The following is a 12343-nucleotide window of genomic DNA, read 5'->3' as shown; positions in this document are numbered from 1 at the left end:
TACGACACCAACACAACAGCCGAAGAAGGACTCTGGGCCCGATCAGGATGGGCCGGCAGAGCATGACACGCCCGAAGCCATCCACACGTTTTGGCCGATAAGCCGGGCCACAGAAAACGCCTCACGACGCGAGGCCGCTCGAAGCGGCTAATATTGGAGCCCGGGGTTACTGTGGCCCGGCATCGAAAAGTCTAACAAAGTGTTACCTGTGTGCGCTCTCACCCGGGTTCTAGTTCGAAGTGCAACGGAGTGTGGCTTGCGCGGTGACCGCGAGGATCTTCACCCGACGAAGCGCGCCGACCGACGTTGTCGACGTGCACGCGGACTGCCCGCATGCGTGATGCTAATTCGCTCGGCACCAATTGGGTGCCTTCGCCCGGTTTTTCATTCGCCTTTGTTTCCGCATTGTGCGGATTTCGGGACAAACAGGTTGCAATAGCAATGTTTTCAGCACTTTTTAGTGATTTCACGGCCCATATGTGCAACTATCAGTGAGTCCCGCAACGTTGCGAGACTGCACGCGTTAGTGTCGAGAATGCTAGGAGAACCGCTGATGAAGTCCAAGCCGCTACCCACTGATCCTATGATTCGCGAGCTGATCCGCCACGCGCAGAACTCCGCGATGAATCGGCGAACATTGCTCTCCGGAGCCGCTGTCGGCGCGACCGGACTCGCGCTCGCCGCTTGCTCAACTGGACCGGATGAGCTGACCGCAGCTCCTGACGAAAGTGACGCGAACAAGAAGGTTCGCTGGGACAACTGGGCGCTGTATATCGACGTGGATGACGCGGGCAACTATCCCACTATTGACGCTTTCGAAGCCCAGACCGGCATCACGGTCGAGTACACCGAAGCAGTGGACGACAACAGCACTTATTACGCCAAGGTGAAAGATCAACTCTCGCTCGGTAGAGACATTGGGGCAGATGTTGTCTGCCTCACCGACTGGATGATCGCTCGCATGATCCGCTTCGGCTACACTCAGAAGCTCGACCATGCCAACATGCCCAACGTGGCCAACCTGCTGCCATCGCTGCAGAATGTCGACTTCGATCCGGGTCGCGAGATGAGCGTCCCTTGGCAGGGCGGGTTTGCCGGCATCGCTTGGAACAAGGAACAAGTGCCCAATGGCATTAAATCCGTCCAGGACCTGTGGAAGCCCGAGCTCAAGGGCCGCGTCGGGGCGCTGTCCGAGATGCGCGACACGATGGGCCTGATCATGCTCGATCAAGGTGTTGACATTTCTGGCGATTGGGGCGATGACGAGTTCAACGCCGCGATTGACGAATTCTCGAAGCAGGTCGCTGACGGTCAGATTCGTAACATCAAGGGAAACTCGTACAAGGAAGACCTTGTCAACGAAGACACGCTCGCTGGGATCGTGTGGTCTGGCGACATCGTTCAACTCAACGCCGAGAATGGCGACAAGTGGGACTTCATCGTTCCGGATGCTGGCGGAACCCTGTGGAGCGACAACTTCATGGTGCCGATCGGGAGCCCAGCGAAGTCGAATGTCGAAGAATTGATCAACTACTACTACGATCCGGCTGTCGCGGCCGAGGTCGCCGCCTATGTGAATTACATCACTCCGGTTGTTGGAGCCAAGGAAGCTGCGGAGGCAATTGACCCTGAACTCGCCAACAACAAGCTCATCTTCCCCGACGACGACATGCTCTCGAAGGCTTTCGTGTTCCGCGGCCTAGACAACTCAGAGGAGCAGAAGTACAACGCGGCGTTCCAGAGCGTACTGCTCGGTGCGGCCTAATGGCGACAGGCACTTTCGCGGAGAGCGGGGCCGACCTTGAACTGGTGGGGATTCATAAACGCTTCCCTGGATTCACCGCTATCGAAGAGCTCAACCTCATCGTCCCAGCAGGTTCGTTCTTTGCCTTGCTCGGCCCCTCTGGTTGCGGCAAGACAACAACGTTGCTGCTCGTGGCCGGTCTCGAGGCTCCGACGGCTGGGCGCATCCTGCTCGGTGGCAAGGATGTGACCAACCAAAAGTCGTTCCAACGTCCGGTCAACACTGTGTTTCAGAGCTATGCCCTATTTCCGCACATGACCGTGTTGGAGAACGTCGCGTTCGGCCTTCGCCGCCGCAAGATGGCCGACCCAGTGGACAAGGCGCACGAAGTACTGCGCCTCGTCGAGCTCGACCACCTAGCGAGCCGAAGGCCGCAGCAGCTTTCGGGTGGGCAGCAGCAGCGGGTAGCATTGGCCCGAGCCATAGTCAACCGCCCGGCGATGCTCCTTCTTGATGAACCTCTCGGTGCGCTCGACCTCAAGCTGCGTCGCCAGATGCAGCTTGAGCTCAAAGCGATCCAAGAGGATGTCGGCCTCACCTTCTTGCACGTGACTCACGATCAAGAGGAAGCCATGACCATGGCCGACACGATCGCCGTGATGAACAAAGGCCGCATCGAGCAGATGGGCGCCCCACAGGCCCTCTATGAACTGCCAAGAACGTCGTTTGTCGCGAATTTTCTTGGCCAGTCGAACTTGTTCACTGGGCCTGTCCTAGGCACGACGAGCGCAGGTATCTCCGTCGACGTTGCCGGCCAGAAGATCATCGTGCCCGTCGACCGAGCTCATCGCACTAGCGGCGACATCACGATCGGCATCCGCCCCGAGAAGCTGACGCTTCACGCGACGAAACCCCGCCACGATGCCAATGTCAACGTGATGGGCCCGGGTCGGGTAATCGATGTCTCGTTCAGCGGGGTGAGCACGCAATATTTGGTCGACGTTCCTGGCGTCGGCAATCTCATCGTTTTCGCGCAGAATATGACGTTCGGCTCGGAGGTTCACGAACACGACGAGGTGTGGCTCAGCTGGAACATAGACCACGGTTTTGGTCTTGAAGACGATCCGGCGGACACACCACGGTTCTCCCCTGACCTCGACACACGCACCCTTGCCGCGCAGCATCTATTAGAGGAAGCGTAGCGATGGCCCTTGCCGCACCATCAACGTCGAATGCGCCCACTTCGGCTGACACTGCCCGAAAGTCGAGTCCGGTAGCACTCTTTTTACTACTACCCGGCATTCTCTATCTGGTTCTCTTCTTTCTCACCCCACTCATTTCGCTGCTTCTGACTTCATTCAAAGCACCGACAGAGTTCGGTGATTTCGGTGAGTTCAGCTACGCCTTCCGGTGGGAAAATTACGTAGACGTCATCACGACGTACTGGCCGCACATTATTCGTTCATTCGGCTATGCACTTGCCGCTACGTTCTTTGCTCTCATCATTAGTTACCCGCTGGCGTATTTCATCGGAGTCAAAGCCAGGCGCTGGCCGTTGTTGCAGAGCCTCGCTCTGGTTTTGGTTATCGCGCCGTTCTTCATCAGTTTTCTCCTTCGTACTCTGGCGTGGAAACAGATCTTCTCTGACGAATCATTTATGGTGACCTCACTCAAGGCGATGTCGCTGCTCGCCCCGGACGCGCACGTCACCGGAACCGCTTTCTCAGTGATTTTCGGTCTCACCTACAACTTCATTCCGTTCATGACTTTGCCGCTGTATACAACTCTGGAACGGCTCGATGTGCGCTACCTCGAAGCGGGTAGTGATCTCTATGCCAGCCCGTTCCACGTGTTCCGCAAGGTCACGATTCCGCTATCGATGCCGGGCATCGTGGCGGGAACCTTGCTGACCTTCATTCCTGCGGCGGGTGACTACATTAACGCTAGCCGAGAGTTTCTCGGTGGTACCGGAACCCAGATGATAGGCAATGTGATTGAAGCGAACTTTCTGGTGCTACAAAACTTTCCCGCAGGCGCAGCTCTCTCGATAATCCTGATGTCAGTGATTCTCGTGTTCGTCAGCTTCTACGTGAAGAAATCCGGAACCGAGGAACTTCTATGAAACACTCCATCGGCAAATGGGTACTGCCCGCTTATAGCGCGCTTGCCCTGCTTATCCTGATGATTCCGATCGGCTACACGTTCGTCTACAGTTTCAACGACTCGCTCAAAACGAACATCATCTGGCACGGTTTCACCTTCGACAAGTGGCTCAATGTCTGCAATGTGCAGAACGGCGCAGTCTGCGAAGCCTTCGGCAACAGTATTTTCATCGCGGTGGTGTCGACGGTGGCGGCGACCACCCTCGGCACCATGATCGCTATCGCGATGGTGCGCTACCGGTTCAAGTTCCGCTCGCAACTGAGCCTGTTCCTCTTCCTGCCGATGGCGACCCCGGAGGTCGTACTCGGCGCCGGACTCGCCGCGCAGTTCCTGTCGATCGGCGTACCGAAAGACATGCTGACGATCATCCTGGCCCACACGATGTTCAGCATCAGCTTTGTGGTGGTTGCGGTGAAGGCCCGAGTCGCAACCTTGGATCCGGCTCTCGAGGAGGCCGGTCGAGACCTCTACGGGTCGGCGCTTCAAGTATTTCTGCGCATCACGTTCCCTCTGCTGCTTCCCGGAATTCTCGCTGCAGCCCTGCTGTCGTTCGCGTTGTCGTTCGATGACTTCATCATCACCAACTTCAACTCCGGCTCTGTGGCGACGTTCCCCAAGTACATCTGGATTTCGGCGGCTCGAGGCATTCCCGCCGAGGCGAACGTGGTTGCGTCAGCCGTGTTCATTTTGGCGCTGGTCATTGTGGTGACCGTGCAGGTGTCTGGCGCTGCCCGCGCCAAGCGTCTCGCCAAGATGAACTAGGTCACGCAAGCTAGTCGAGGGTCGCGGCCCTGAAAAGTTTGGCGCAGGTCGCGAACTCATCTGCGGTGCGCGAGTAGCGGTCGGCGCGTGTGGTGAGTTCGCTCGCTCGTTGCGGGTTCAGCAGCTCTTGATCATCGGCAATGCTTCCGGCGCCTGATGCCAAAATGCGGCTGAACGATGCGGCCCGATCGAGAGCGACCCCAAAGTCGCCGCGAAAGACGCCGCGCAAGATCTGATCGGTCAAGTATTTGATCTCTTCGGGTCCAGTGGGATTGACGGCACCAGTGACAGCAGCGTCAATGGTGGTGAGGGTGTCAATGCCTCGCTGGAACAGAAGGCTTGTGCCCACAGCATCCTGCTGGATGACCGCCCGAAGCAAATAGATGCGCCAGAGGGCACCAGGGAGGCTGCCAGGACTCGACCGCGACCACAGCTCGGCAATGGCATCAATGCCGTGCTCGTCGGTGTAGGCGACGATTCGTTCAAGCACGGCAGGGTCATCCGTGTCGCGTGCACCCTCGATGAGCGCGTGGGCTGTATCGTGGGCTGCGCGCATAATTTGGGCGGGATCTTCTCCGCCCTCAAATGTGTCAAACTTATCTGTCGAGTACTGCGTTGGCTTGTGGAAATTTTCGACCATAAGATCACGGTACGCTTAACATGTAGGGCCTGTAGCTCAGTTGGTAGAGCATCGGACTTTTAATCCGCGGGTCCCGGGTTCGAGTCCCGGCGGGCCCACATTTTTAGGTGCGATTTCGCACCGTTGACGAACTTCTTTGCCTCTCACGCCTCGCCAGCTCTGGCGATTGCGTGACGGGCGCTGAGGGCTGATCGCCGCGTCGATACGGGCTACGATCGATGCTGTCGCGCCGAGTGGTTCGCTGGCGCACTCAGCAAAGGAGCCCTCCATGTCATCCACTCCCCTTCGCATCGCCGTCACCGGCGGCAATGGCAAGTTGGGGCGCGCAACGGTTGCGGGTTTGCGTGCTGCCGGTCACTCGGTGATGGTGCTCGACATGGCTGGCCCTGATCGCACCCAGTTCACCTATGTTGATCTCACTGATTTTGGCCAGGTGGTGGATGCTCTCGCTGGCGTTAACGACCGTCACGAGGGTCTGGATGCGGTCGCCCACCTCGGTGCCATCCCTGCGCCTGGTCTGTGGTCAGATGTGGCCACTTTTCACAACAACATGAATGCCACGTTCAATGTGTTTCAGGCGTGCAAGCGGTTGGGTATCCGCACTATTGCCTATGCGTCGAGTGAGACGGTGCTGGGTTTGCCCTTCGAGACTCCCCCGCCCTACATCCCGCTCGACGAAGAGTATGAGACGCGCCCCGAGTCGACATACTCAATGGTGAAGCACCTTGAGGAGGAGATGGCGCAGAAATTTGTGCGCTGGGATCCTTCGCTCAGCATCAGCGCGCTGCGCTTCTCGAATGTGATGGACCCGGCCGACTACGCCGAGTTCCCGAGCTTCGATGCGGATGCGCGGCAACGGTCGTGGAACCTGTGGGGTTACATCGATGCCCGCGACGGCGCCAACGCCATTCGTTTAGCACTGGAAACCTCCCGCCCCGGCTATGACGTCTTCAACATCTTCGCCGCCGACACCGTCATGTCGCGGCCGAATGCTGAGCTGCTCGCCGAGGTGTTCCCCAACGTCGAGGTCCGTGGCGAGCTCGGGGTCAACACGTCACTCACGTCGACCGCCAAGGCTGAGCGGATGCTCGGATGGGTGCCTCAGCACAGCTGGCGGGACTAGCGGGCGCTGAGGCGCAGCGTTAGCCCAACCCGCCAACAGTGCCGAGTAACTCGTTCGCCAGCGGGAGCAGAAAGGCGATCACCGCGATACCCGCGCCGATCGACACGGCAAGAGCCCAGAGCATCCGCACACGCCACGCTTGCGTGACCTCGTTGTCGAGTGCGCGAAAGCGGTCGAGGTAGGCGGGATCAATGGTGAGGTCCGCATTGCGGGTCCAGGTGCGCGGGTCGACGGCGGCCGACGAGATGCGTTGCACCGTTTTGGCGGAGAGCACGGGCTTACGGCGGTTGAGCCAGCGAGGCAAGGCACGAGCATCCATGATGCTGACGTCCTTCGGTCGCTGCTTAAAGGTGAACGATGCCGGATCGACAATCGCAAGTACCGGGTACGCTTCGACGAGCGTACCCGTCACGACGGACAACAGTTTGGATGCGCGCTTCGCCTCATATCGGGAGTTGCGCAAGTGGTCGGTCTTGTGGCCCGACACCATCAACATGCGTTCGCCAACCCAGATCTTCTGCCTGCGGTGACGTTTCGTATTGATCGTGAACACGCCCGCTGGGCCGATCACCACATGGTCGATGTCGCTTTCGCCCTTTCCGACGGGTACAGCGTGCAGCACCGTCCACTCTGGGCCGAGGCGCGAAAGCAACTCCCCCACCCTTAGCTCGCCGTGTGCGCCAGAGAACCAACTCTGGGCATCCGCATGCAACGGGCTCACACCGAATACACGCCTCAGGATGTTGCGAGGCGGGACATCCGTCTGCGTCCGGAAGAGCTCAGCAATTACTGAGTATGCAGCCGGGCGGTCCTCCAGCGTCTCTGGAGTCGGCATCTGCGCTGGCGTCTGCGCGGGTGCGGGTGCGGGTGCGGGTGCGGGCGTCGCAGCCGGCACTAGTTCCGCATCCGACACGGAAGCGGTCGGTTGCGCGGTCACAGCACTGTCGCTCATCTATCCCCCAAAAAACGCTCCCCGAACGCACTTAATTCGAGGCTAACCCCTTTGTGAAGCGCAGCGCGGCCCCCAAGCGGGGCCACCCCGAGACCACTTCGTTTCCGCCATTGGCGGACACGCCCCCCAATGGGGCCACAAGTTGCGCTGCGATCCACCTAAAACCGGGGCCACGCCGCAACTTGCCGCAGGATGTTCACCTCGCATCCATACAGAAGTGTTGGACTAGAGCCATGACCGGCTACGAGTCGCAGTATCCACGGCCCGACCATTTCGTGTTGCATTTGAGTGACACGCACTTTTTGGCGGATGGGGGGAAGCTCTATGACTCCCTCGACAGCGAAGCCAAGCTGCGGCAACTGTTTGCCGAACTCGAAGCATCCGGCTCCCGCCCCGAAGCAATCGTCTTCACCGGCGACCTCGCCGACAAGGGCGACCCGGTGGCTTACCGCGCCATCCGCGACATCGTCGAACCAGTAGCAGAACGCCTCGGTGCCCGTGTTGTTTGGGTGATGGGCAATCACGATAACCGCTCCGCATTCAGCGCGAATCTGCTTGACGAGCCCGCATCTGAAGCGCCCATCGACCGGGTCATCGACATCAGCGGGCTGCGAATCATCTCCCTCGATTCCACTGTGCTCGGCCACCACTACGGCCATGTGACGGATGCCCAGCTGCTGTGGCTGCAAAACGTGCTTGCCACCCCAGCACCGCACGGCACCATCCTCGCCATGCACCACCCTCCAGTGCCCGCCGTGCTCGACCTTGCGGTAACTGTCGAACTGCGCGGCCAGAAAGACCTCGCCGCCGTAATTCGCGGCAGCGACATCCGCAGCATCATCGCCGGACACCTGCACTACTCCACAGCGGCAACCTTCGCGGGCATTCCCGTCTCCGTCGCCTCCGCCACCTGCTACACGCAAGACCTCAACGTGCCCGTCGGAGGAAGCCGCAGCCAAGATGGCGCGCAGTCATTCAACCTAGTGCACGTCTACGACGAAACTGTCTTGCACTCAGTCGTGCCTCTCGGCAGCTACAGCAACCTCGCCTATGTGACCCCAGAAGAGTCAGCCGAGATTTTGGGCAGAGAGGGCATCACCATCGCCCCCGCCATAAACCCGCACATCGTCGCCAGCAGCGTCCCGGCCTAAGCCCCGCCGCTATTCGGCTTCAGGCAGCTCCCACGGTGCTGCGATTGGGTAGTACTCGTCGAGGAACGTGCGCACTGCCGCCGCGCGATCTTCTGCCGACACCTCGGGAAAGCTGCCGTCGTTGAGGCAGAAGAAGTCACTGGTGCGCTTCCGCAGCAGCGAACGCATCTTGCGCAAACCGCCCAGCGACGTCGTGTCGACGTACTTGACCTTGGCATCCGCCTGAATCATCGCCTTGCCGCTGAGGAGTGCGTAGTAGTGGTACAGCGAGTTGGTCACCGAAACATCGGTAGCCTGGCGGAAAGCACTGGCGCTAGTGCGCTTGAAATCTTCAGGGAACTCTTTCTCGAGCTCCTTCATCACCGAAATACGCAGTGGGGTTGCCGCGTGCTCCAGGTGCCGAGTGATTGTCGCGCCAAACTTTTGCTGCAACAGTCGGCGGTTCACACGCGCCGCGTTCTCAAAGCCGGAGCGCTCGATGCTGCTCTCGCCCAAGCCGATTCGAGTGCGGGCTTCAATGAACTTTGAAACACCGCCAGGAGTAAAGAACGCAGCCGGGCTCACGGAACGACCAAAGAACATGTCGTCGTTGGAATACAAGAAGTGCTCGCTCAGCCCCGGGATATTGTGAAGCTGGCTTTCGACAGCGTGCGAGTTGTGGGTTGGCAGGTCGTCGTGGTTCGCAAAGAAGTCTTCGCTGCGCATCAATGTGACCCGCGGATGCTCGGCCAGCCAGGCTGGGCGGGGAGAGTCAGTCGCAATGTAGATATTGCGAATCCAAGGCGCGAACAGGTGCACCGAACGCAGAGCGTACTTCAGCTCATCCAGCTGCCTAAAGCGCGCCTCAGAGTCGTCACCCTCGCCGACCACAAAATTCGCCATACGGGCGGCGCGCGCCTTCTGCCACTCAAGTTCAGCGCCATCGACCCAAGAGAACACGATGTCGATATCAAACTGAATGTCGCTGGCCAGCGGCTCAAACATTCCGCTCAGGGTCGGCCACGACTGACCGTAAAAGTCGACGGTGTCGTCGATCGCTTCAGTGCGCGGCACCCACCGACGCATCAGCGCGTTCGGATTGGGCGCAACAACCTCATCGCGCACGTACTCCCACAGTTCCAGACGCACACCAAATGGCGCATCAAAACGGAGACGGCCCGCAGGTTCAACGCGCGGGCGGAACAGCATCATCGCTTTCGCCTTGATTGCCGAAACTAGAACGCCATCGGCGACGAGCACGGGGCTATCGCGAGCATCCGAAGCAAAGGGCTTGCCGTTCTCCTTGATGCGAGCCGGCTTCACGTAGAAAGGCTCGTTTTGGCAGGCAGCGACCAAAGCAAAGCCGAGCGCCTTGCGATCTTTCCAATCGACGGCCAACACCGGAGTTTCACCATCGCCACGCACCAGCAGAAACCGGATGCCCGCATCGTCGAGCACACCGCGAAGAAACAGCAAATCATCGCGCACAGCCTCGCGCGGCGTCAGAGTGTCATTGCTCAGTGCAAGAAGTCCATCGTGCAAAACAACATCATCGCGGTTCACAACCGCAGGAGAAGAAACATGGTCAATCATGGGGGCCCCGTCGTTAAAGCTTGGCTGAGCTGCCCAGCGACCGAAGCGCCGTTAGCTTTTCTCAGAGTAGCCTGACCCACTGAGAATCGGCCGGATTGCGCCCGGCAACGCCCAACTACATGTGACCGAGTTCGTACACCACCACACTCGTAATCATGGGGTTCGTCTTCGCGAGCGCGACTGCGGCATCCTTGTCGGCGGCCTCAATAACGGAATAGCCGGTGAGGGCATCGAGACCAAAGTCGAGCGGAGTCGCACCATCGCGGGTGACCTCAATGCCCGGGCTGGCTCACGTTTCACCCTACGCTGATCAGACCTCTCTTTATTGAGTCATGCTCGGTAGACTTGGCTCAGCCACAAAGGAGGCTTGCATGTCTGACTTCTCCCTCTTCTGGGGGATCATCCCGATCCTCGCAGTCGTCGCCTATCTCGCACTCATCGTCGTCGCGCTCATGCAAGTCTTCAACTCCACAATGCCGACCAACACCAAACTGCTCTGGCTGATCGTGATTTTGATCGCGCCATTTATCGGGTCACTCATTTGGTTCGCCGTTGGTCGCAACTCGGCTCTGCTCTAGACGATGAACCCGTCAGGGGCTGAACCCAGCAGGTCTCGGGTCGCCACGATCTGAGCAAACTCGTCGTGCAGGTTCACTCCGGTGATGGTCGAGAGCTCGTCAGCCGTGACTTCTTCGCCATACGGCCCGATGCGGTCGAAGGTGTGGGTGGCATCCAACACAAACGTCACGTCATAGCCGAGGTTGCCGCCGACCCGCGCCGTGGTTTCGCAGCAGTGGTTGGTCGTGATCCCGCAGATTGCGATTGAGGTGATTCCGGATGCTCTCAGCCACGCATCGAGGTCGGGGCTGCCATGAAAGCTCGAGTTCACTGACTTCGACACCAGCAGTTCAGGGGTGCCAGAGAGCACGTCTTTGAACTCATTACCGGAGGCATTCGGGTGCAGGGGTGACGCGGCATCCAAAGAATCGTGTCGAACGTAGACGATGGGCCAACCTTCACGACGCCAGTGGCCAATCAGCATGCCAATATTTGAATCGCAGTCGGGGTTGTTGCGGGCGCCCCAATACTCGGAATCGTCGAAGCCTCGTTGAACATCCACCACTATCAGCGCTGTCGTCATTGCCGCCTCCTCGCCGTTCCCGCCGCCACCGAACTAGCCGACGCTTACCCCGAATAGTAGACCTAGGAGGTAGGTGGCCGCAGCGGCGCCGTAGCCAATGGCCAGTTGCCGCATGGCACGTTTCAGCGGTGACGCACCCGAGAGCAAACCGACGATGGCGCCGGTAACGAGAAGGGCCACCCCCACGAGCGCAGCAGCGATGAACACTGCGGTGAGGCCTTCAGCACCAAACAGATACGGCAGCACCGGGATAACCGCGCCAGATGCAAAGAACGCAAAGCTTGAGGCGGATGCCCCAACCGCCGAGCCAATGGGATTGTGTGCAAACGTCGCCGTCTCCGGCTGTGACTGCGTACCCGCCAGCACGTCTGCGGCACGCAACTCTGCCTCCTGAGCGCTCATTCCGCGAGCCCGGTAGACAAGCGCCAACTCGTTCTTGTTGACGTCAAGATGGGTGACGGAATCGGTGGCGATGGGGCCGTGCGCTGCTGCGTTCTCCAGCTCAAGTTGTGATCGCACCGACACGTATTCACCGGCGGCCATCGAGAGCGCACCGGCGAGCAGGCCGGCGACTCCGGTGAGCAACACAATGTTCGTGGGGAGGCCGGCGGCACTCATGCCAAGCACGAGGGCGAGGTTGGAGACGAGCCCGTCGTTGGTTCCAAACACTGCGGCGCGAAACGTGCCGGAGAGGCGTTGGCGACCGCGAGTGGCGAGGGCCCGAACTACTTCCTCGTGCACCGCCTCATCGGCGGCCATCGTGTCGGTGGCGTCGGCGTCATCCACATACGGCGATCGTGATTCTGCTCGTTGCGCGAGCGCGAGCACAAAGACGGAACCGAAACGGCGGGCCAAGAATCCGAGCATCCGCGTGCGGGGGTCAGTGGGCAGCGGCCGCCCGGCGCGATCCCCCAGCAGGGTCAACCAGTGGTCTTCGTGGCGTTTCTCGGCGGTGGCGAGTGCCAACAAAATCTCGCGCTCTTCCCCGCTGCGGCGGGATGCGAGGTCACGATAGATTGCAGCTTCAGCACGTTCTGCGGCGAGATAGCGTCGCCACCGTCGAGCATCGCGAGCGCTAGGTTCGGGCCTCATTCG

General features: G+C 59.7%; 13 protein-coding genes and 1 tRNA gene. 9 read left to right on the top strand and 5 right to left on the bottom strand.

Annotated features, from left to right (window positions below; genetic code table 11):
* The first annotated feature begins 553 nt into the window (after positions 1-553).
* The 4 genes from ABD112_RS12610 to ABD112_RS12595 are packed head-to-tail and all read left to right on the top strand — an operon-like array spanning position 554 to position 4669.
* Positions 554-1765, top strand: a complete 1212-nt coding sequence (locus tag ABD112_RS12610) for an ABC transporter substrate-binding protein (RefSeq protein ID WP_425563842.1) — start codon at positions 554-556, stop codon at positions 1763-1765.
* Positions 1765-2946, top strand: a complete 1182-nt coding sequence (locus tag ABD112_RS12605; protein WP_343926366.1) for an ABC transporter ATP-binding protein — start codon at positions 1765-1767, stop codon at positions 2944-2946. Before ABD112_RS12610 ends, ABD112_RS12605 begins: the two co-directional genes overlap by 1 nt.
* Positions 2947-2948: 2 nt before the next feature.
* Entirely contained in the window at positions 2949-3866 is a 918-nt protein-coding gene (locus ABD112_RS12600; RefSeq protein ID WP_343926365.1) for an ABC transporter permease, read from the top strand.
* Positions 3863-4669: an ABC transporter permease gene (locus tag ABD112_RS12595; RefSeq protein ID WP_343926363.1), complete on the top strand. Its 807-nt coding sequence runs from the start codon at positions 3863-3865 to the stop codon at positions 4667-4669. The genes ABD112_RS12600 and ABD112_RS12595 overlap by 4 nt, the downstream gene beginning before the upstream one ends.
* Before the next feature lie 10 nt (positions 4670-4679).
* On the opposite strand, the gene ABD112_RS12590 is transcribed toward ABD112_RS12595, so the two are convergent.
* A complete protein-coding gene (locus tag ABD112_RS12590; RefSeq protein WP_343926362.1) occupies positions 4680-5309 on the bottom strand; it encodes a DNA-directed RNA polymerase subunit beta in 630 nt (209 codons plus the stop codon).
* 25 nt (positions 5310-5334) lie between these two features.
* On the opposite strand from ABD112_RS12590, the gene ABD112_RS12585 reads away from it, so the two are divergent.
* Positions 5335-5407: transfer RNA gene (locus ABD112_RS12585), tRNA-Lys, on the top strand.
* Between the two features lie 170 nt (positions 5408-5577).
* Positions 5578-6432 (top strand): NAD-dependent epimerase/dehydratase family protein, encoded by an 855-nt coding sequence (locus ABD112_RS12580; RefSeq protein WP_343926360.1) that lies wholly within the window; start codon positions 5578-5580, stop codon positions 6430-6432.
* A gap of 19 nt (positions 6433-6451) precedes the next feature.
* Here ABD112_RS12580 and ABD112_RS12575 read toward each other — a convergent pair whose 3' ends face one another.
* A complete protein-coding gene (locus ABD112_RS12575; protein WP_343926358.1) occupies positions 6452-7384 on the bottom strand; it encodes a nuclease-related domain-containing protein in 933 nt (310 codons plus the stop codon).
* Positions 7385-7617: 233 nt separating this feature from the next.
* Between ABD112_RS12575 and ABD112_RS12570 the strand changes: the two genes are divergently transcribed.
* Entirely contained in the window at positions 7618-8535 is a 918-nt protein-coding gene (locus tag ABD112_RS12570) for a phosphodiesterase (RefSeq protein ID WP_343926356.1), read from the top strand.
* 9 nt (positions 8536-8544) lie between these two features.
* On the opposite strand, the gene ABD112_RS12565 is transcribed toward ABD112_RS12570, so the two are convergent.
* Positions 8545-10107: a stealth family protein gene (locus ABD112_RS12565; protein ID WP_343926354.1), complete on the bottom strand. Its 1563-nt coding sequence runs from the start codon at positions 10105-10107 to the stop codon at positions 8545-8547.
* Between the two features lie 121 nt (positions 10108-10228).
* On the opposite strand from ABD112_RS12565, the gene ABD112_RS12560 reads away from it, so the two are divergent.
* Both ABD112_RS12560 and ABD112_RS12555 read left to right on the top strand, forming a co-directional pair.
* Positions 10229-10417: a hypothetical protein gene (locus ABD112_RS12560; protein WP_343926352.1), complete on the top strand. Its 189-nt coding sequence runs from the start codon at positions 10229-10231 to the stop codon at positions 10415-10417.
* Positions 10418-10478: 61 nt separating this feature from the next.
* A complete protein-coding gene (locus tag ABD112_RS12555; RefSeq protein ID WP_343926350.1) occupies positions 10479-10685 on the top strand; it encodes a PLDc N-terminal domain-containing protein in 207 nt (68 codons plus the stop codon).
* Here the strand turns inward: ABD112_RS12555 and ABD112_RS12550 are convergent.
* Complete coding sequence (locus tag ABD112_RS12550; protein WP_343926348.1) at positions 10682-11248, bottom strand: cysteine hydrolase family protein; 567 nt, start codon at positions 11246-11248, stop codon at positions 10682-10684. The genes ABD112_RS12555 and ABD112_RS12550 overlap by 4 nt on opposite strands.
* A gap of 33 nt (positions 11249-11281) precedes the next feature.
* A complete protein-coding gene (locus ABD112_RS12545; RefSeq protein WP_343926346.1) occupies positions 11282-12340 on the bottom strand; it encodes a VIT1/CCC1 transporter family protein in 1059 nt (352 codons plus the stop codon).
* Positions 12341-12343 lie beyond the last annotated feature (3 nt).

The organism is Rhodoglobus aureus, from assembly GCF_039527955.1.
Lineage (GTDB): Bacteria > Actinomycetota > Actinomycetes > Actinomycetales > Microbacteriaceae > Rhodoglobus > Rhodoglobus aureus.
The sequence above is the reverse complement of the archived record's forward strand: the minus strand, read 5'-3'. Positions and strand labels throughout refer to the sequence as shown.

What these genes read in the sequence shown, in the direction of transcription:
- ABD112_RS12610 (WP_425563842.1), top strand. Translation starts at nt 554, where the DNA reads ATGAAGTCCAAGCCGCTACCCACTGATCCTATGATTCGCGAGCTGATC.
- ABD112_RS12605 (WP_343926366.1), top strand. Translation starts at nt 1,765, where the DNA reads ATGGCGACAGGCACTTTCGCGGAGAGCGGGGCCGACCTTGAACTGGTG.
- ABD112_RS12600 (WP_343926365.1), top strand. Translation starts at nt 2,949, where the DNA reads ATGGCCCTTGCCGCACCATCAACGTCGAATGCGCCCACTTCGGCTGAC.
- ABD112_RS12595 (WP_343926363.1), top strand. Translation starts at nt 3,863, where the DNA reads ATGAAACACTCCATCGGCAAATGGGTACTGCCCGCTTATAGCGCGCTT.
- ABD112_RS12590 (WP_343926362.1), bottom strand. Translation starts at nt 5,309, where the DNA reads ATGGTCGAAAATTTCCACAAGCCAACGCAGTACTCGACAGATAAGTTT.
- ABD112_RS12580 (WP_343926360.1), top strand. Translation starts at nt 5,578, where the DNA reads ATGTCATCCACTCCCCTTCGCATCGCCGTCACCGGCGGCAATGGCAAG.
- ABD112_RS12575 (WP_343926358.1), bottom strand. Translation starts at nt 7,384, where the DNA reads ATGAGCGACAGTGCTGTGACCGCGCAACCGACCGCTTCCGTGTCGGAT.
- ABD112_RS12570 (WP_343926356.1), top strand. Translation starts at nt 7,618, where the DNA reads ATGACCGGCTACGAGTCGCAGTATCCACGGCCCGACCATTTCGTGTTG.
- ABD112_RS12565 (WP_343926354.1), bottom strand. Translation starts at nt 10,107, where the DNA reads ATGATTGACCATGTTTCTTCTCCTGCGGTTGTGAACCGCGATGATGTT.
- ABD112_RS12555 (WP_343926350.1), top strand. Translation starts at nt 10,479, where the DNA reads ATGTCTGACTTCTCCCTCTTCTGGGGGATCATCCCGATCCTCGCAGTC.
- ABD112_RS12550 (WP_343926348.1), bottom strand. Translation starts at nt 11,248, where the DNA reads ATGACGACAGCGCTGATAGTGGTGGATGTTCAACGAGGCTTCGACGAT.
- ABD112_RS12545 (WP_343926346.1), bottom strand. Translation starts at nt 12,340, where the DNA reads ATGAGGCCCGAACCTAGCGCTCGCGATGCTCGACGGTGGCGACGCTAT.